An 18,917-nucleotide genomic window follows, 5' to 3' on the forward strand; every position below is an offset into this window, starting at 1 on the left:
ATTTGTGATTATAATATGTTATTAATTGCTCAAAATCATTTACAATTAATTGTAGAAGTGGGACTAATGTTATTCGTCTCAATGGTATTTGCTCTTAACTTAATTCCATTGTCATTAAGTGTTGTGACATTTTTATCACTTTTTATTATAGGTGGTTTTACAGTTATTTTCGGAGCAGATATTCTTCTGTTATTTATTTCTTCAAGTCAAGCAGAATTCACTCACCCTTTTGGGCCGATTGCACTTTTGGGAGCAGTGGCTGCCTTAGCATCGCTGAAGGTGATGAAGGAATCGGGTGTGGATATTAGGCCACTAAGGAGATTTGTAATTTTATTCATTGTTGGAATTACAGTCTTCGGTGGGTTAATGCACAGATCCTTTTTAATCTTATGGATTTTAGGTTTATTCTTGGGATATTTGATTATTTCAAAATCTTTCAGAGAAAAATCTTTCATTACAGGTAAAAGAATTTTAATACTTCTGGGAGCTGCGGGAGCAGGTTTTCTTCTGTTGGAAGCTATTGCAAGAGTTTCCGGAATGACTATTTTCTCCCCTATGTTGAGATTAACAAGGATTGAGCAATATTCCTTATCAAGTATTAAAACTGTATTAAATAACATTCAGCTGATAGGACACAATGCTAACGCTTCTTATTGGGGTGCTGAAGGAACTGCATTTGCTGAAGGATATATCACATTACCTATGCAATTTGTTCTGTTCTTTGGTTTGCCTTTCCCGATGTTTTTCGGTGTGCTTGTAAACCAGAAGGATACAATCGATTATATGCTTCCAGGTATCTTTGGTTACGGATTTGATTTCGGTTATCTGGGTCTTATAGGACTGATGGTATTTGTATTGGGTACAATACTGGTCGGTTTTAAAGTATTAACCATGTACCGTGAAAAAAGAGAGAAAAACAATAAGAAATACCTTGGAAGAGAAGTTTTACTGACAGGTGCATTGGCTGCATTCTGTTCACAGGCTTTAATCGGTATGTTTGTATTCAACAGGACTATCAACGGTATGGCTCTTTTAACATTCATTTTTATAGGCGCATTGATTTTGGCCAATGTCGTCTCACTTAAATCCAGATCATAAAGAGGGTGTATATATGAAAGCTTTAGTTTTACTTGGATGTCCTGAGACTCCATCACAGACTCCATTGGCAGTTTATGTTTTTAATAAATTAACAAAGATGGGTTATGACGTTACAATAGCTGCAAATCCGGCAGCATCAAAATTGGTAAAGATTTCTGACCCTGAAGGATTCTATAATCTCAAACTTGTCGATTTGGAAAGATTGCTGGGAGATATAAATCCTGGTGATTTTGATTTGCTGGTTGGTTTTGTTCACAAGGATGCAGCTGCATCATTTTTCGTAACATTCGACCAGATATTGCAAACCAAATCACTTGCACTTGTTTTCTCAAGGGATGCTGATGAGGTTGCGGAATTCGTAAACATGATAGAGGAAAGCGGAAGTGATGCTAAAATTACCGCTGTTCGCGCATTCCATAATCCTTCACCAATCAAAGTTAAATTTGACAAAGCAATTAAGGAGTTTGAATAAATGTCATTCTGTTTAGATACTTATCTTCAACAATCAGATAACTATGAAATTCATGCTTCAAAAGCAGGTTTTAAAGATTGTGCAATGATTATCCGTTTCAAAGCTGATGATTTGGTTTACATTAAACCTGGTGATGAAGTATTAGGTGTTAGAGTTATTGGAATTCCACCAATTCCAATCGGATTTGACCATGAAAAGGGAACTGTTTTCCTGCCTTATACAAAACCATGCCACGGAACATCAGTTGTGGAATTGCCAATTGATGAAGAAGAAGTTGAAAAGATTAGAAAATTGGATACCGGTAACAAAAAATGAAATCTACAGTAGTCGGAAGTTTTCCCGTTGAGATAAAGGAATCTCACTCAGCAAAAGACAAGCTTTTAAGCGCTCTTGGAGCATATGACCCATATAAGGACGCTATTAAAAGTAGTGTCATTTCTCAGCTTGATGCCGGTGTGGACATCATATCTGACGGTCAGGTAAGGGGAGATATGGTTTCTATTTTTTCAAAACATATTCCTGGAATGGTTATCGATGAGGGAAACACTGTAATTGTCTCTAAAATAATGAGGCCTGCTCAGGAAATTTCCATCAAGGATTTGAAATATGCAAAGCAGGTCATGAAGGATTATTATGGCGGTAAAATTCCTGAAGGCAAAGGAGTTAAGGGAATAATCACAGGACCGAATACAATGGTATATTCCTCCAGAATTCAATCATTCTATAAAAATAAGGAAGATGCAATTATAGATTTGGCCCACAGCCTTAAATATGAAGTTGATGCCATAGCCAAAAAAGTTGACCCGGTATATATTCAAATTGATGAACCGTTTTTATCCACAGGAATGGTGGAGATGAAAACCGCACGTGAAGCCATTGACATTTTACATGACGGTCTGGAAGTTCCATTGGCCATGCATGTGTGCGGCATTTTAAAGGATGCTTTTAAGGATATTGCAAGATTCAACGTTGACATATTGGATTTTGAATTTGCAGGAAATAATGTTAATCTGGACGTTCTAGAACAAAATGCCTCTCTTTTAAACAATAAAAAGATAGGTTTCGGATGTGTGGATTCATCAGTCAATGAAGTGGATGACATTAACGACATTGATAGTCTGGTTTTGAAAGCTATTGATATTGTTGGAAAGGATAATCTTCTTTTGGATCCTGACTGCGGACTTAGAAGGGCACCGAAGGATGTTGCATTTAAAAAATTGCAGCTGATGAATCAGATAAAAGACAAATATAACTAACTTCTTTTTACTTTTTTACAATTAAATTTTTCAAATCATTTCTTTAAGTTAGCAGTGAAAAGTTTGGCTCCATTAGAATTTTTTAAATGTCTTTTGAGCAAGTGAACTTGCTGCATTCATTTAAGATTCAATTTTCTACCTGTTTTTTGTGTAATTTCTTTTGAAGTTGCATTATGGGGCATGTTTTTTTAGAAATTTTATCTAATGGTGCAAGAATACCTTGACTTCTTCAAGTCGAGGATGAATTGCATAAAAAAGGGCATTAGTTATCAAATGCTTTTGGAAATTCTTTATATGTTGTCGGTTGATATATTATATTTTGTGTTCAAAATTAATTGGAATATAAAATAGATATTTGATGTGTTTTTTCATGTTAGATGAGTGTATTATTGTTAATGAAGGTTTGAAGGTTAAGTTGTATCCTGATAAGGTTATGAAGGATAAATTTAATCGGAGTCTGGGTAATGCTAGATTTGTTTGGAATAATTTATTAACAGAATACCAGGAAACCTTTGAATTATTTAAACAACATGGTTATACAAAGCTAAAATGCAATCAAACAACATTCAATACAATGTTAACAATGTTGAAAAAGGAATATCCATTTTTATATGACAGTGAATCTAGCACATTGCAGCAGGTCTATCATGACTTAATACGTTCATTTAATGGATTTTTTAAAAAAAATTCCAATTATCCAAGATTTAAATCCAAAAAGAATCCCAAAAATGGATTTAGAATACAAAACAATAATAATATCAAAATAACCAGCAATACAATTGTTTTACCAAAATTAGGAAAAGTACATTACCGTACCAGTCCACAAATGATAATGAAAAGAAAAATGTTTAAGAACGTTGAGGTAATGTCTCAATATTAAAAAATTTCAAATCAAATGAATTGTGATTGTATGGCAAAGTTGCACAAAATATGGAATTTTAAATAAGCTTTTCTAAAATTTTTAAACTCTTTTAAAGTAAAGTTTATATATTTTTCATTCCATAATATTATTTAGGCATAACTAAATTTAGAGGTGATATTATGGATAACATGGCCGAAGCAAGAAGGCACATGCATGAAGCGGAAGAAAGAAAAAAAGCCGAAAGCAAAACCAAAACCAAAAAAATCAGAAATTTCTTTTTCGGATGCTGTAAAAACAAATAATTTTATATCTATTTTTTAAAAAAAGAGTTGATTTCCCAAAACTCATATTGAATGATTTTTGGGAAATTAATTTTTATCTATATTCATGTTTAAAGTTTTTGTCATATAGCTTGGATGCATTAAAGTCGCCAGGGTCTAAGACATCTCCCACCACAATCATTGCAGTCTTTGTAATATTGGCATCTTTAACTTTTTGTGAAATATCCTCGAGGGTTCCTCTGATTATTTGCTGGTCTGGCCAGGTAGCCTTTTTGACAACAGCAACAGGAGTGGTTTTTTCATAACCTTCAAGCAATTCTTCAACTACCTTGTCAATCATACCAATTCCTAAAAATATGCACATTGTGGCATGATGTTTTGAAAAACTGGCTAAACTTTCACCGGCAGGCTTAGGAGTTCTTCCTTCAGGACGTGTGATGATGACACTTTGTGAAATTTCAGGCAAGGTCAATTCAGCTTCAAGAACGCTTGCAGTTCCAAAAAGAGAACTTACCCCAGGAATGATTTCATATTCTATGTCATGCTTTTTAAGTTCACGAATCTGTTCAGCTATTGCTCCATAAATTGAAGGATCACCGGTATGTACTCGAGCAACCAGTTTTCCCTCATTGACTGCTTCGGTTATTATTGCATCTGTTTCTTCTAAATTCAGATATGCACTGTTGTGAATTTCACATTCATCTTTTGCAGGGTTTAAAACCTCTTTATTTACAAGTGAACCTGCATAAATGATGACGTCAGCATTTTCAATTACATTTCTACCTTTGACGGTTATTAAATCAGGGTCACCCGGACCGGCACCAATGAAAATTACTTTTCCTTTCATAGTTTAATTTTTTAGCTCAATTATTATTTAATTATTTTGCATCAATATTGACTTTTGATTTGAGAAAACTTTATTTATTTTCAAGATAATTTAAAAATATGGATAATAAAGGTTTTATTTCAATAGAATATTTATTTTCAATCTTCGTTATATTATTGATAGCTATTCCATTGTTATTTTTATCACAATCCATTATGGAATCAAGTTTCAATATTGATGATAATATTGCACACAGGCTTATTCTGGATACCGTGGCAATCGAGATAAGTCAGGTGAATTCAAATGGTGAAGGTTATTCAAAATCAATTAAATTGCCTTCAGATGTTGGCTATTATGAAATAACAGTTGAAAATAAGAAATTAACAATAGAATATGATGGCAAAAAAGGAGAAACATTGCTTTTCCCGTCCAATGTTGATTCCAAATATAAGCTGCATAGCGGAAAAAGTTATATGATTTCAAAAGGCGATGAAGGAAAGATTGTGATAACATGATTGATGATGCAGGCCAAATCAGTGGAGAATATCTGCTTCTAGCAGGTGTAATGATATTGATCTTGATGATGTCAGCTGTTTTCATTTACTCCGAACAGGAACTGAATATCGCAATGAGTGCAGCCCGAAACGGCATCAATGATGGAATTGCATCATCATCAAGTGCAATATATACAAAACAGGCATATAATGATTATTCAAAAACAAAAAGCGATTTGCTGATTCCGAATTCCGTTGAAATTGTCAATGTTTCATATACTGAGATGGGAATTGACAGGAATTTCGACAAGAAAAAAATCCAGTTTAAGGTTTATGCAACCTCATCAAAGGATTTGTCCAAAACACAATTGGATTCAATCGGAGACAGGATTAATTATAATCTGCGAAAATCCATTGCTTTAAGCTTCAATTCCACTTCATCTACAAACAAATTATATAACCCTGTGTTTTCACCCCATTATGTGTTTACAACAGCTAATGTTAAATGGGTTTAAGTATATATTTTATAGTATGTCCAGATATGAAAAAGGTAAAAAGATTTTGGAGGATATTCAGCAAAGGCCTGTTGAAGAGATATTCAAGGAACTGGAAGATGTCGCTCCTGATTTGTCAAGGTTTGTAGTTGAATTTCCATATTCCGAAATATACACAAGAGATGAAGTCGATTTAAAAACCCGTGAACTATGCACTGTTGCAGCAATCACTGTTCTGGGTGCAATTCCCCAGCTTAAAGACCATATCAATGCAGCTTTAAATGTGGGAAACAGTCCTGCGGAAATAGTTGAAATCATCATGCAGATGAGTGCTTACTGCGGATTTCCAAAGGCAATCAATGGAATAGTGGCTGCAAAGGAAGTATTTGCTGAAAGGGATTTGTTGCCGGTGAGGGATTAGGATTAGTGAAGACACATTTGAAGCAATAGCTTCTAAACTCCAGGATGAACTGGCCGATATCATTAAAAGCGGCAAGGATGTAAATGACTATGAGTTGATTGTTTACAAATATGTGTTTATCAGTGAACTTAAGATTCCTCTTTTGGAGGATTTGGGTGTTGAGATAACTGAAGATTCTTTTATTCTTTATATTATTCCTGATGGTTTGGAATTGGATATATTAAGAAAATTGGATGATGTCTTTGACAAATTTAAGGTTAGTTTCATGCCTAATGATTATAATATATTGAAGTTAAGGTTTTTACTTGAGGATGATTGAATGTATAGTGAAGATGAAAAAAAGCAATTGATGGAAGATTTAAAAGAGATGGAAACATTCCGAGCGGATACCGGCGATGAAGGGAAAATATTGCAGGAAGACTTGAAGGACTTTTTTATCAATGGAAACGGGGATGAACAAGACCTGATTTTCAGAATAGAAATGTATTTCTATGCTTTTAAATTGTTTTGCAGAAAACCTGTGAAAATAGATAGAAACCAATTCATAATCTATTTCAATGATTCTCTTTTAGACTGGCATTTAGTTGATTTGGTAAAAAAAGATTTAACTGATTTTGAACTGGTAATTGAAGCAGTTAAAGAAGAAAATGATGTGTTAATTAATTTGAATTTCACACTTCATTACTAAATTTTGAAAATTTTTTTTGCGTTGTTGGTGGTTATTTCATCAACAACATTAACGTCCATGTCCTTGATTTCAGCTATTTTATGAACTGCATTAACAACATTGACAGGTTCATTTCGCTCTTCTTTTGTCATAGCTAAATACGGACTGTCTGTTTCTGTTAAAACATAGTTGAGATCTATTTTTTCAATCAGGTCCTGGTGATGTTTTGAATAGCAGAGCATTGTTGAAAAGCTCATGTATGAATCGTCCCTATTCATGATTCTTTTTGCTGTTTTAAGGCTTCCGCCATAACAATGGAAAATGAAATATGGGATATTCTCATAATCCTCAATAATATTCACTGCCTTTTTTTCACAGTCCCTGACATGCATAACTATAGGAACCTGGTAGCTGTTGGCTATGTCGAGAAAGCTTCTAAAGATTTCCTGCTGTCTTTCACGAAGTTCCTTGTCTGTCACATAGTAGTAATCCATTCCCACTTCTCCGATTGCAACAATCTTGTCAAGATTTTCAATCAGATACTTGTGAGCAGCTTCAAGTTCTTCATTTGTGCAGTTTTGAGAACTGACAGGATGAAAACCAAAAGTAGGATAAATAAAACCTTTGTATTCTTCCGAAAGCTTTAAAACTGCGCGGTTGCTGTCGATGCTGTAACCTGATGCAACAACATAATCAAGTTTATCCTTCGCTCTCTGGATTACTTCCTTGCGGTCTTCATCAAAATCCTCAAAATCTATATGGCAATGTGTATCAATCATGGTATTATACTCCGAATCGTCTGTCTCTTGCCTGATATGACCTTATAGCTCTAATAAAGTCAACTTTTCTTAATTCCGGCCATAATGTTTCACAGAAATAGAGTTCTGAATATGATGATTGCCATAGTAAAAATCCGCTTAATCTTTCCTCACCGCTTGTTCTGATAATCAGGTTAGGATCATCAAGTCCTGCAGTATATAGGTTTTTGCTTACAAGTTCCTCATCGATGTCATCGATTGAAATATCTCCCGCCTCAACATCTTCAACAATTTTTTTTATGGAATCGACTATTTCCAAACGACCGTCATATCCTATAGCAAGGTTGAAAAATCTTTTGTTATAGTGTTTTGTTGCCTCTTCAGCCTCTCTGATTGCTTCACGCACATCATCAGGCAGCAGTTCGGTTCTTCCTACAACCTGAACTTTAACTTCGTTTTTATGAATCTTTTCGTGGTTTACTAATCGTTTGAAGTTGATGACGAATAATCTCATAAGGCCTTCAACTTCGTGTTGCGGTCTGTTGAAGTTTTCTGTTGAAAATGCATAGGCAGTGATGATTTCAATTCCAAGTTCGATACTCCAGTCAAGAACTTTTTCCAATGTGTCAACTCCGAGTTCATGTCCTTTGACAACATCGATATTTCCCTGAAGTTTGGAGAATCTTCTGTTTCCATCCATGATTATAGCTACATGCTTTGGCATTTTCTCAGGAACCAGGTCTCTTGATATATACCATTCATATATTCTATAAAGTATATTTTCTGCCATTTTATTATCCCTTAAAAGTTTATATTAATTTATATTATGTTGCTTAATGTTTTTAAAGGTTGGCTAATTTGTATGCAAATTTTAAACTTCTAAGGTATCCTTCAACACTTTGGTCACGGCTGGTGTCTATGTATATTCCATTGATTCCGAAGGTAATGGCACCACAGCTGGGCCAAGAATTTACTAAAATCAGTGTTCTAAAAATAATATTTCCGATAATTCCGTCAGGGGCGATGATAACGTTGCAGTTGTCTTTTATTGCCTGTTCAATTAATATGTAATAGTTTTTAACTTCAAAGTTGGTATTCTCTTCAATTAGTTGGGTGAGCTTTTCGCTTTCATCAATGGAGGAGGATATTCTTTCGCTTCTTCCGTAATCTCCTTTCCTTCCATCCGCAAGTACTGCAATTTTCGGATCTTTTCCAAGTTTTTCTAAAAATTCTCCGCAGTTTATGGCCATATTTAATTTTTCACCAACTGTGTTTCCTTCATCAATGCCGACAGGGGTCAGTAAAAACTCATGGCCGTTACCATTTACATATGTGGCTCTTGATATTTCAGGAAAATCCTTTTTGACTTTTTTAATAACTCCTGATGCCGGAAGTGAACCCCTTACAACTGCATCAATATCGCTGTTTAATATTGCTTTTGCCAAATCATCATCGTTGTCGATTAAAATTATTTCCGCATGATGGTTTTTTTCAAAAATTTTTATTGCATCAAATATGTTTAAATTTTTTCCAGTTCCAATTGCAATTCTTATCATTATGTATATTTTATAGATATTTTTTTATTAATGTTTCTATTAAAAAATTTTCAAAAATTCTTATAGTGTATCTAAAAATGCATATTTTATAGAAACATTTTTTAAATTAATGTTATCTATTATATACTATGAGTAATGATGATGAGATTTTTGATATTGTGGGCTATGTAATGGCCTCAGAGTATAGATGCAATATTATAAAAAGCATTGGTGAAAGTATAAAAATCCCATCTGCAATCGCTGAGGATATTGGTTTGAGAACAAATCATGTATCTAATGTATTAAAAGATTTAAAGGAACAGGGTATTGTTGTATGTTTAAATGAAGAAGCACGTAAAGGCAGATTGTACAAAAATACTGATTTAGGTCTTAAAATTTTAAAATATTTATAAAATCTTTTTTATCTTAAAAAGGGATTATTAAAAATAGTTTTAATAATTTATACAAAAAAGTAAATTATGATGATTAGTATAATCATCATTATTGCAGAATTAATTTCAATATTTCGATTGTCAATTATGACTTGTTAAACTCGTCAATTGCACAATCTACTATTTTCAAAACGGACTGGTCTAGTTTGGGGTATGAGTCATTTAGTGCTACAGGTATGTTGTCACAGTACACTACTTCCAGACCATGGGATATTGCGTCTTTTGTTGCAACATCTACAGCTGCTGCTTTAAGTTCAGTAAGCATTACGTCAGCTTTGTCCATGTACTTTTGCATGTCCTGGCGTAAAAGAGGTCTATTGGATAAATGTGAGGTTGTTCCGACAACTTCGCAATTGTAGTTGTTTTCTAAGTATTCTACTAATTTATCTTTAACTTCTTCAGGTGCAGTTGTTGCAAATAAAACTTTTTTTCCATCTATTTTTTCCAAAGGTTTTGGTCTGAATACTGTTGATATTACGATTGCCTCAGGATTTATCTCATTAACGAATTTTTCGATTTCAGTTATCTTTTCACTGGAACACATTGGCTCTTCACACATTGTCAGTATTACAAGATCTCCAAGGCCTATTCTGTATGGTCCGAAATATGTTGTTAGGTTTTCAATCGGCTGGTTTGCTCCAATAAGTACGATTTTCTTGTCTGTTTTAATAGGGGGGATTGCGGCACCGCTTCCTTCAAAAATTGCAAATTTGGAATCAACTTCATTTGCAAGTTTAGCTCCTTTTTTCATGTTTGTAAGGAATACTTCACCTGCCATTCCTCCTCCGCAGCGTCTGCATCCGATGGTTAAAATTCTGCTCATTAAAGCATCTTCCCAATGGTCACTGGCTGCATGCACGCCCTTTTCTGATTGTTCGAGCAGGAATTCTGCATTGATTTCCAGTTTTTCACCGTGCACTATTTCAGGCTCTTCAGGTCCTCCTCTTCCCATTGCAATGACGCAAGGTTCATAATCGTTTTTGTCAATCAACCTTGATACGAATCCGGATACTGCAGTTTTACCGATACGTTTTCCGGTTCCGAGAATGGTTATTGAAGGTTTTTCCATAACATCATACTGGGAGGTAGGTTCAAATTTGAAATCAGGTCCTTCATAGGTTATTCCTTCGTTTAAAACCTTGCAGGCGATTTTGAATCTTTTCGGATAATCAAGTATGGGTTCGTCGCTTAAGTCAAATACGGTATCTGCATCGTATTTGCGGATCATATCGACAATGATGTCGTAAGGGATGTCTTTATCCTTTGCAAACTGAACTGGAACACCTAGTTTTTCTGAGTATGACTCTTCTGAGTCATCCCTGAGCTTTTCTGTTCCACCTATAAAAACAGCACCTACAATATCAATGTGTTCTAAATTATTCAGGGTATCAATTGCTTCTTGAGTGACTGGCAGGTAGTGTTCACCGTCAACCAAACAAAGCATTCTGTTTAAGGCTTTCATGTTATTAAATATAATTTTTATATATAATAAGTTAAAGTATTAAATATGCAATTCAATCAAATCAACATAGGCGAAACCCACATCAGATTGACTAGTGATTTGGCAAGTCATAATCTGAATGAATATATCTTTTCCATTAGGCAGGACCTGAAGGATTATATTTTAAAAGACAATGACTTTCTTCTGTCAATTACTCCGTTGGACATTCCTGATGAAAATCTCTCAGAAATTGTTTATAGGATGTTTAAATCATCAATCATCTGTGATGTTGGACCTATGGCATGTGTTGCAGGAACAATCTCTGAAATGGCACTGGAATATCTGATTCGAAGGGGATCTTCATATTCGATTGTGGAAAACGGAGGGGACATTTCAATTGTCAATGACAAAAAGCTTCTTTGCGGAATCTATTCAAACAACAGGGTTTTAGGAAATGGCATTGCCTTTGAAATCAGGAAAAGAAAAAGACCCCTTGGTATCTGCACTTCTTCGGGAAAAGTTGGCCATTCAATAAGTTTTGGCGATTCCGACAGTGTCACTGTAATTGGCAAATCCACTTCTGTCTGTGACGGGCTTGCAACTGCAATTGCCAATAGGGTCACAGGCATCACCAGTGAGGATAAGGTGATGAATGCATTGGAATTTTGTGAAGATTATCGCGAATATTTTGATGGTGGTTTAATAATTTGTGATGAAAATGTTGCAACTGTTGGAAAACTGCCAAAGATTGTTGAAACAAATGAATTCGATATCAAGCATTGAATTTACATGCTATATTCTTGAAGAAATGTTTAATTTAATAATGGTTTTAAACATTTTTTTCATTTAAATTCATCAAATCTTTCAGATATTTCATTTGATTTTTCCAAATATATTTTTTGAATTAAGTAATCTACATGAACTTGTGATGTTTTACAATTTTCATGGTAACTTCATAGTTTGGCTATGATTTACCTCATTATTTGGTAATTGTAAAGTATTTTTTAATGCAATATTTAAATATGATTAATATACAATATTATTGTATAGAATAAGGAGTTAAAATTTTAACTAAAATAAAATTAGTTAATTGGGTTAGATATCTATGTACAAAGACGAAATGATACAATTACATCAATTTTTAGTATATGTTTTAAAATATTTAGCAGAAGATGACCAAATTACCAACGATTGCAGTGAATATATCACTCTTAAAATCAGCCCACACCATATTCATAAGACAAAGGCAGAGCATAAGCATGCTATTTTTGTTTTATGCAAGATTATTTCTCAGTTAATTGCGGAAAAGGAAAATGAATCCATTCCGGAAAATGTTCGCAATTCATTAGCAGATTTGGTAGCTAGATCTGAAAGTGAAATTAATGCATAATTTTTTTACTTTTTTTATATTATTATTTTTTTTTCAAAAGGCAAAATCTTAAAAAGTTTTATATACAATTAGATATTAGTATTATTAACCATTAAAAAAATTAACACGTGTGATATTTTGAAATCCTTTGAATTTTTATCAAAAAAGAGAGAAGAAAAGCCTAGAAATTGTGGAATTACAATGGTTTTGGATAAAGGTTTAGGCCTTGAAACAGCAGAAAGCTTAATGAACATCTCAGGAGACTATGTGGATTATCTAAAATTCGGATGGGGAACATCAATAGTTCATGAACAGGAAATAATCAAATCCAAAGTGGAAATGTACAAATCACATGACATAACTCCTTATACAGGAGGAACACTGTTCGAACTGGCATACAAAGCAGATAAACTCGAGGAATTTTTTTCAGAAGCACATGAACTGGGATTTCCGGCCATTGAAATTTCAGACGGTTCAACCGAAATTGCCCATGAAGACAAATTAAACTGCATTCAGCTGGCAAAGGAAAACGGATTCGAAGTACTGTCTGAAGTAGGTAAAAAGAACCCTGTTCTGGATGAGGAACTCACCTTGGATGAGCGAATTGAATTCATGCAGGATGAACTTGACAGTGGATCATCACTTGTCATTGTAGAGGCAAGGGAAGGTGGAAAAAATATAGGAATATTCGATAAGTCAGGAAATGCAAAAGAAGACGAAATAGATTATATTCTCGAGAATTTTGACGGCAGCAAAATCCTCTGGGAAGCACCAAACAAAGACCAACAGGTCTTTTTCATATTAAAATTAGGAAACACAGTCAATCTGGGTAATATTTCCTCAGATGACATCACATCCCTTGAAACATTAAGACAAGGTTTAAGGGGAGATACATTAGGCAAAATATAAAGGTGTATTAATTGACTAATAATAGAACAATCGATAAAATAAATGAAAAAATCGATAAAGGCGAAGCAAACATCTACACAGCAGAAGAATTCAAAAAACTCATAAAAAAAGGTGATGCACCAAGTTTCGATGAGGTGGATGTTGTAACCTGCGGTACATGCGGTGTAATGAGCGGAACAGCGGCAATCCTCAACTTCATTATTTCAGAACCGGGAGAGTTCATCAGGGCATCAGAAGTCTATATAAACGGTGTGCCTGCATATGCAGGACCATGTCCAAACGAATGGCTAGGCTCAGTCGACGTTATACTTCACGGAACAGCACATTCAATTTATGATGAAAGCTATGGCGGAGGATTTTTACTTAAGGAACTTCTAGAAGGCAAGGAAGTTAATGTCAGGGTTGAAAGCGCAGACGGCAAAACAATAGAAAATACAATAACCATGGAAGATATCACCCGTGCACAGCTAATCGGTGCAAGAATGGCATTTAAAAACTATACTGCATTCACAAACCCGAACAATGACGCAGTTTCATCAATTTTTGCAGCCACTCCTCTTGAAGGAAATTTAAGGGGACTAACATTTTCAGGCTGCGGAGACCTAAACCCCCTTCAAAATGACATTCCCCACAATGTAATCAGAGAAGGTTCAAAGGTTTTAATCAACGGGGCTCAGGGCTATATTTTAGGAGATGGAACAAGGTCAAGTCCAGAAAAACCAAACCTGATGCTTTCAGCAGACTTATGTAAGATGGACCCTTACTATATCGGAGGATTCAAAACAGGTCAAGGCGGAGAAATTTACGATACCGTAGCCATACCGATACCTGTATTGTCACAGGAAATCTATGATAACCTGCTTGTAACAGACGATATGGTAGATATTCCGGTAGCGGATATCAAGGGACGTCATCTGCCTTTGGATGAAACAAACTACGCAAAATTATGGGCAGACCATGATTTGAGACCACAATACAACAGACAGAATTGCGCAAAATGCGATAAATGTGTAGTGGAGGAGATTTGCCCTACAAATGCATTCAGAAATGAAAGACTAAATCTGGCATACTGTTTCGGCTGTGGAATGTGTGCAAGCTACTGCACAAACTCAGCATTTGAAATGGACACCGGAAGTGTTGATTTAAATATTAACGGCAGCAATGTCAATGTTCCTATAATCTGCAGGCAATCCGACAGATTAAGGGCAAATAAATTATCATTAACATTAAAGAAAATGATTGAAAAAAGAGAGTTTAGATTGTAAAAAAGGGTGATAACATGTCAAATCAGCAAAAGATTACTGACTCACCAATTGATTTTGCAGTTGAGATAATCAATGACGTAAAAAACTCTAAGGAAGAAGGGGTTTTAAAGTGTGTGCAATGCGGAATGTGCACATCAACATGTCCGGCTGCAAGACATTCAGACTATAATCCCCGTGAAATAATCGAACGTGTACTTGACGGTGACGAGGAACTGCTAAAGGACGACAATATATGGAACTGTTTCTATTGTTATACCTGCCACAGCGTATGTCCTGTCGGAAACAGCGTCTGCGAGGTCAATCAGATTTTAAAACAGATTGCCATAGAAAACAGAATAGGCTATGAAAAGCTTTATGAATATCTGGGATTTGCAGACTCCTATTTCACCGCAGCTATCGGAGCAATTCCTGAAATATTTTTCACAGACATTGACCGTGACGTGCCTGGCTGGTGGGATTTCAGACAGCACCTGGATGAAATAAGAGACGAACTGGAACTTGACCCGCCATTAATGCCATCAGAAGAGGTAATTGATGAGGTAAGTACAATACTTACAATAACAGGTTTTAAAGATAAAATAGATAAAATAAGATCTTCACAGGAGGATGAACAATGAAACAGGTTCCCGACAAGGACATATTGCTTTTTAGAAGCTGTCTTGTAAGTGTGGAATATCCGGGAGTCGAGGCTTCAACAAAATTTGTTTTCGATAAACTGGGAATTGACTATGCAATTTCAGAAAAACAAACCTGCTGCACTGGCTTGGGACATTATTCAGATGTCTTCAACCAGATTGATACTTCCGCCATAGGTGCAAGAAATTTCAGGATTGCAAAGGATATGGGAAGACCAAATCTTGTGATGATGTGTGCGACATGTTATGCAATCAATAAAAAATCAGTCAAACTGCTCAATAAAAAGGACGATTTGAGAAATCACATTAACAAGTTATTTGAGGATAACGGATTGTCACACCTGAAATATGAGAAGGATGACCTTAAACCAACTGAAAACATATTCCACGTGGTTGACATTATCTATAATAAAAAAGATGAGATTAAAAAACATATAAAATATGATTTAAGTGACTATACAATAGCAACCCATCACGGCTGCCATTACTGTAAGGTCCATTATGAAGATACTATCGGAGGAGTAAGGGACCCGAATATAATGGATGAGATAATTGAAGAATGCGGATGCAAAACAATTGGATGGTATGACCACAAGAGAGCTACCTGCGGAACAGGATTCAGGCAGAGATATTCAAATCCTGACTTGTCTTTTACCGCAACAGCAGATAAAATGAATGCAATAGCAGATGAAGACGTTGATATTTTAGTTCATTTATGTCCGAATTGCCATATTCAATTTGACAGATATCAGCATCTGATAAGCGAGAGAGAAGGCAGAAACTTTAAAGCTATTCATTTGAACATAGCACAGTTTATTGCACTGGCGATGGGCGGTGATTTTGATAAGGTTATTGGTGTCAAGGCACATACGGTACCTATAGACTCAGTCATTAAAGAGTTGAAGGAGATTGAAAAATGAGGGATGATTTAAAAGTTGGCGTGTTTTTATGTGAATGCGGAGGAAATATTTCGGACGTAATAAATTTGGATGAAGTAAGAGCCTCCCTTGATGTTGAATTTATAGGGCAATTCGAAAATTTATGTTCACTGAACGGACGTAAAATTATTCGTGATGCCATATTTGACTATGATTTGGACAGGGTTGTTGTTGCAGCATGTTCACCGATAAGTCACGAAAAAACATTCCAGGATTATGTAAAGCCTCTCAATCCTTATCTTATGGACATGGCCAATGTCCGGGAACAATGTTCATGGGTGCATTCCGATAAAAAGAAAGCAACTCAAAAAGCCATAACTTTAATCAACGCTTCCATTGAGAAGGTAAAGCAGTCCGATGCTGTCGACCCGATTTACTGCCAGACACCTGATGAAGTTGCAGTAATCGGAGGGGGAATAGCCGGAATGAATGCGGCACTGTCTCTTGCAAAACAGGGAACCAAAGTCACTCTGATAGAGCAATCACCTTCAATCGGAGGGCATATGGCCAAAATAGGTAAAGTGTTTTCTCCTGTCAAAATCGCTGAAGAATGTGGAATGTGTCTTTTAAACCCTATTTTAAACGAGCTTGTCTGGAATGAAAACATTGAAGTGATGACAAACACCAAGGTCATCGAATCTGAAAGAAGGGCAGGAACCTACAATTTGATTTTGGAAAAATCTCCCCGCTATGTTGACACTACAAAATGCATTGCATGCGGAAAATGCGCCGAAGAATGTGAAGTGGAAGTTCCAAATGACTGGAATGACAATTTGTCTTTAAGAAAAGCTATTTACAGGCCATTCGGCCAGTCATATCCTGAAGCCTATGTCATTGACATGGACAACTGTACCAAATGCAGCAACTGTGTCAAGGCATGCAGCATGAGGGCAATTAAACTCAGGGGAAAACCTGAAAGGATTCCTCTGCAGGTAGGTTCAATCATTGTAGCAACAGGCCACAAGCTCTTTGACATGGAAAAACGTCCTGAATACGGATATACAAGATACGATGATGTTATTACCCAATCTGAACTTGGACGCATAACTGGCGTAAACGGTCCGACCAAAGGAAAACTCTTAAAGTCCAATGGTGAAGTTCCAAAACGTGTCGTGATGATACAGTGTGTGGGTTCACGTGATGAAAAGCCTGACGGACATAAATACTGCTCCAAGATATGCTGTACAGTGGCTCTAAAAAATGCAAATATCATCAAGCACAAATATCCCGACACTGACGTTCTGATTTGTTATACCGATGTGAGAACACCGGGAATGTTTGAAAAATACTATAAGCATACTCAGGAAAATGAAGTGAGATTCCTGCGCGGAAGACCAGGTGAAGTCGTTAAAAAAGGAGATAACTTCATAGTCAGAACAGAAGATACTCTTAAAGGAGAATTTGTTGAAATCGAAGCGGATATGGTTGTGCTTTCAACAGCTATGGAACCTTCACTGGGTACCCGTGAGATAGCTGAAACATTAAATATCGGAACAACAGAGGACGGTTTCATTAAGGAATCCCATCCAAAAATCAAACCGGTAGCTACTGATGTTCAGGGAATATTCGTCTGCGGAACAGCACAGGATCCAAAAGACATTACTGATTCAATCATGCAGGCCACAGCCGCTGCATCAAAGGTTTCAGAATACAATTATGGAGGAGTTGAAATAGAACCTTTCATTGCTGAAATCGACACTGAAAAATGTAATTTATGCGGTGAATGTATTAAACGCTGCAAATACAAGTCAATGAGCATTCAAAATGATGAAGTCTACATTGACCCTATGAGCTGCACAGGTTGTGGAAAATGTCTGGTAGGATGTTCACAAAGGGCCATTAAGGTAAACGGTAACATTGACGAAAAAATCATGGCGACAATTAAAGGGGTATTGTCCAAAAAACAGAAAGATGAGCGTATGATTTTGGTATTCCTGGACAATATCGGTTATACTGCCGCCGACAATATTGGTGTAAACAGACTTTCCTATCCGGAATCCATCCATATTATTAAGGTAATCTCTGTAAATCGTGTAAGGCCAAATCATATCAGGTATGCTCTTGATAACGGTGCTGACGGCATATTCATCGGCGAGTTTCCTGGTGATTTGATGTATGATGATGTCGAGCGCAAAATCAAAGGTGTTAAAAACAGAATTGAAGAGTTAGGTGAAGACCCTGAAAGAATAGAATTTTCCAAAGTATATATTCCATATTTCTCAGGCCTTGCCCGTAAACTAACAGACTTTGATAAAAGGATTGCCGAGCTGGATGAAGCAGAATTATAATTTTTTGAATTATACTTTCTGCAACTTCTTTATTTTAAAAAAATAATGGGGATGATTAATCCCCAAAAAATTTATTTATTTTCTTTGTTTAAATAATCCACAATTTCTTTGCCATTATCTGTAATTTGATATAGTCTCCCTTTAGAGAGTTCTTCATTTAGACACACGACTAAATTGTTCTTTTTCAAATTAGATAATGTATTTGATACTTGTGTCTCTCCTAAATTAGTATCTTTTGCAATTTCTGTGGGCATTTTTATTCCTTTTTCCAAACTTTTCAATATTTTTATTTTACATGTGGATACCTTCACATATCCAAGGTAATAAAAAAATTGTTTTTCGTTCATAAAATGTAATTGTGCATATTAATTACTAAAATTTTTATATAATTAATTTATATGATTTTAATAAGGTGTTATTAACTTTAATAACACTTGAGTCTAAGTTATTTTTTTT

Annotated in this window: 25 protein-coding genes; 19 read left to right on the top strand and 6 right to left on the bottom strand. The window is 35.4% G+C overall.

Annotation, left to right across the window (positions count from 1 at the left end):
• Positions 1 to 15 precede the first annotated feature (15 nt).
• From E7Z81_RS03965 to E7Z81_RS03990, 6 genes are all read left to right on the top strand, one after another.
• Entirely contained in the window at positions 16 to 1,098 is a 1,083-nt protein-coding gene (locus tag E7Z81_RS03965; protein WP_292744554.1) for a hypothetical protein, read from the top strand.
• Between the two features lie 13 nt (positions 1,099 to 1,111).
• Complete coding sequence (locus E7Z81_RS03970; protein WP_292744556.1) at positions 1,112 to 1,570, top strand: DUF1890 domain-containing protein; 459 nt, start codon at positions 1,112 to 1,114, stop codon at positions 1,568 to 1,570.
• Complete coding sequence (locus tag E7Z81_RS03975; RefSeq protein ID WP_292603436.1) at positions 1,571 to 1,885, top strand: DUF1894 domain-containing protein; 315 nt, start codon at positions 1,571 to 1,573, stop codon at positions 1,883 to 1,885.
• Positions 1,882 to 2,826: a methionine synthase gene (locus tag E7Z81_RS03980; RefSeq protein WP_292744558.1), complete on the top strand. Its 945-nt coding sequence runs from the start codon at positions 1,882 to 1,884 to the stop codon at positions 2,824 to 2,826. The genes E7Z81_RS03975 and E7Z81_RS03980 overlap by 4 nt, the downstream gene beginning before the upstream one ends.
• A 370-nt stretch (positions 2,827 to 3,196) precedes the next feature.
• A complete protein-coding gene (locus E7Z81_RS03985; protein WP_292744560.1) occupies positions 3,197 to 3,706 on the top strand; it encodes a transposase in 510 nt (169 codons plus the stop codon).
• A 161-nt stretch (positions 3,707 to 3,867) separates the two neighbouring features.
• The gene (locus E7Z81_RS03990) at positions 3,868 to 3,990 is read left to right on the top strand and encodes a hypothetical protein (RefSeq protein WP_292744562.1); all 123 of its coding nucleotides are present in this window, start codon (positions 3,868 to 3,870) and stop codon (positions 3,988 to 3,990) included.
• 73 nt (positions 3,991 to 4,063) lie between these two features.
• Here the strand turns inward: E7Z81_RS03990 and cobM are convergent, their stop codons facing one another.
• Positions 4,064 to 4,816, bottom strand: coding sequence for a precorrin-4 C(11)-methyltransferase (gene cobM / locus E7Z81_RS03995; protein ID WP_292744564.1), 753 nt, complete (start codon positions 4,814 to 4,816; stop codon positions 4,064 to 4,066).
• A gap of 98 nt (positions 4,817 to 4,914) precedes the next feature.
• Here cobM and E7Z81_RS04000 point away from each other — a divergent pair, with 98 nt between their 5' ends.
• From E7Z81_RS04000 to E7Z81_RS04020, 5 genes are all read left to right on the top strand, one after another.
• Positions 4,915 to 5,310: a hypothetical protein gene (locus tag E7Z81_RS04000; protein ID WP_292744566.1), complete on the top strand. Its 396-nt coding sequence runs from the start codon at positions 4,915 to 4,917 to the stop codon at positions 5,308 to 5,310.
• Positions 5,307 to 5,804 carry a hypothetical protein gene (locus E7Z81_RS04005; protein ID WP_292744568.1) on the top strand — a complete coding sequence of 166 codons (498 nt, stop codon included), beginning with the start codon at positions 5,307 to 5,309 and terminating at the stop codon, positions 5,802 to 5,804. Before E7Z81_RS04000 ends, E7Z81_RS04005 begins: the two co-directional genes overlap by 4 nt.
• Positions 5,805 to 5,820: 16 nt before the next feature.
• On the top strand, positions 5,821 to 6,204 hold the full coding sequence (locus E7Z81_RS04010; RefSeq protein ID WP_292744570.1) for a carboxymuconolactone decarboxylase family protein: 384 nt from the start codon (positions 5,821 to 5,823) through the stop codon (positions 6,202 to 6,204).
• Between the two features lie 94 nt (positions 6,205 to 6,298).
• Positions 6,299 to 6,523 (top strand): hypothetical protein, encoded by a 225-nt coding sequence (locus tag E7Z81_RS04015; RefSeq protein WP_292744572.1) that lies wholly within the window; start codon positions 6,299 to 6,301, stop codon positions 6,521 to 6,523.
• Positions 6,524 to 6,892, top strand: a complete 369-nt coding sequence (locus E7Z81_RS04020) for a hypothetical protein (RefSeq protein WP_292744574.1) — start codon at positions 6,524 to 6,526, stop codon at positions 6,890 to 6,892.
• On the opposite strand, the gene E7Z81_RS04025 is transcribed toward E7Z81_RS04020, so the two are convergent.
• The 3 genes from E7Z81_RS04025 to mtxX are packed head-to-tail and all read right to left on the bottom strand — an operon-like array spanning position 6,889 to position 9,185.
• Positions 6,889 to 7,650 carry a TatD family hydrolase gene (locus E7Z81_RS04025; RefSeq protein ID WP_292744576.1) on the bottom strand — a complete coding sequence of 254 codons (762 nt, stop codon included), beginning with the start codon at positions 7,648 to 7,650 and terminating at the stop codon, positions 6,889 to 6,891. The genes E7Z81_RS04020 and E7Z81_RS04025 overlap by 4 nt on opposite strands.
• A 4-nt stretch (positions 7,651 to 7,654) precedes the next feature.
• On the bottom strand, positions 7,655 to 8,419 hold the full coding sequence (gene uppS / locus E7Z81_RS04030; RefSeq protein WP_292744578.1) for a polyprenyl diphosphate synthase: 765 nt from the start codon (positions 8,417 to 8,419) through the stop codon (positions 7,655 to 7,657).
• Positions 8,420 to 8,471: 52 nt separating this feature from the next.
• Complete coding sequence (gene mtxX, locus E7Z81_RS04035) at positions 8,472 to 9,185, bottom strand: methanogenesis marker protein Mmp4/MtxX (protein ID WP_292744580.1); 714 nt, start codon at positions 9,183 to 9,185, stop codon at positions 8,472 to 8,474.
• Between the two features lie 128 nt (positions 9,186 to 9,313).
• Between mtxX and E7Z81_RS04040 the strand changes: the two genes are divergently transcribed.
• A complete protein-coding gene (locus E7Z81_RS04040) occupies positions 9,314 to 9,577 on the top strand; it encodes a transcriptional regulator (protein WP_292744582.1) in 264 nt (87 codons plus the stop codon).
• A gap of 124 nt (positions 9,578 to 9,701) precedes the next feature.
• Here E7Z81_RS04040 and E7Z81_RS04045 read toward each other — a convergent pair whose 3' ends face one another.
• Positions 9,702 to 11,078: a 2,3-diphosphoglycerate synthetase gene (locus E7Z81_RS04045; protein WP_292744584.1), complete on the bottom strand. Its 1,377-nt coding sequence runs from the start codon at positions 11,076 to 11,078 to the stop codon at positions 9,702 to 9,704.
• A 45-nt stretch (positions 11,079 to 11,123) separates the two neighbouring features.
• On the opposite strand from E7Z81_RS04045, the gene E7Z81_RS04050 reads away from it, so the two are divergent.
• The 7 genes from E7Z81_RS04050 (at position 11,124) to hdrA (ending at position 18,461) form a co-directional block, all read left to right on the top strand.
• Positions 11,124 to 11,840, top strand: coding sequence for a UPF0280 family protein (locus tag E7Z81_RS04050; protein WP_292744586.1), 717 nt, complete (start codon positions 11,124 to 11,126; stop codon positions 11,838 to 11,840).
• Between the two features lie 322 nt (positions 11,841 to 12,162).
• Complete coding sequence (locus tag E7Z81_RS04055) at positions 12,163 to 12,447, top strand: UPF0058 family protein (RefSeq protein WP_292744588.1); 285 nt, start codon at positions 12,163 to 12,165, stop codon at positions 12,445 to 12,447.
• Between the two features lie 117 nt (positions 12,448 to 12,564).
• Positions 12,565 to 13,335, top strand: a complete 771-nt coding sequence (gene comA / locus E7Z81_RS04060; RefSeq protein WP_292744590.1) for a phosphosulfolactate synthase — start codon at positions 12,565 to 12,567, stop codon at positions 13,333 to 13,335.
• An 11-nt stretch (positions 13,336 to 13,346) separates the two neighbouring features.
• On the top strand, positions 13,347 to 14,600 hold the full coding sequence (locus E7Z81_RS04065; protein ID WP_292744592.1) for a methanogenesis marker 16 metalloprotein: 1,254 nt from the start codon (positions 13,347 to 13,349) through the stop codon (positions 14,598 to 14,600).
• A 14-nt stretch (positions 14,601 to 14,614) separates the two neighbouring features.
• Positions 14,615 to 15,217, top strand: a complete 603-nt coding sequence (gene hdrC, locus E7Z81_RS04070) for a ferredoxin:CoB-CoM heterodisulfide reductase subunit HdrC (RefSeq protein ID WP_292744594.1) — start codon at positions 14,615 to 14,617, stop codon at positions 15,215 to 15,217.
• Complete coding sequence (gene hdrB / locus E7Z81_RS04075) at positions 15,214 to 16,155, top strand: ferredoxin:CoB-CoM heterodisulfide reductase subunit HdrB (protein WP_292744596.1); 942 nt, start codon at positions 15,214 to 15,216, stop codon at positions 16,153 to 16,155. The genes hdrC and hdrB overlap by 4 nt, the downstream gene beginning before the upstream one ends.
• On the top strand, positions 16,152 to 18,461 hold the full coding sequence (gene hdrA / locus E7Z81_RS04080; protein WP_292744598.1) for a ferredoxin:CoB-CoM heterodisulfide reductase subunit HdrA: 2,310 nt from the start codon (positions 16,152 to 16,154) through the stop codon (positions 18,459 to 18,461). Before hdrB ends, hdrA begins: the two co-directional genes overlap by 4 nt.
• A 71-nt stretch (positions 18,462 to 18,532) precedes the next feature.
• On the opposite strand, the gene E7Z81_RS04085 is transcribed toward hdrA, so the two are convergent.
• Positions 18,533 to 18,808: a helix-turn-helix domain-containing protein gene (locus tag E7Z81_RS04085; RefSeq protein ID WP_292744600.1), complete on the bottom strand. Its 276-nt coding sequence runs from the start codon at positions 18,806 to 18,808 to the stop codon at positions 18,533 to 18,535.
• Positions 18,809 to 18,917: the final 109 nt, after the last annotated feature.

The sequence above is a fragment of the Methanobrevibacter sp. genome (assembly GCF_015062935.1).
In the GTDB taxonomy this organism is placed as follows: Archaea; Methanobacteriota; Methanobacteria; order Methanobacteriales; family Methanobacteriaceae; genus Methanocatella.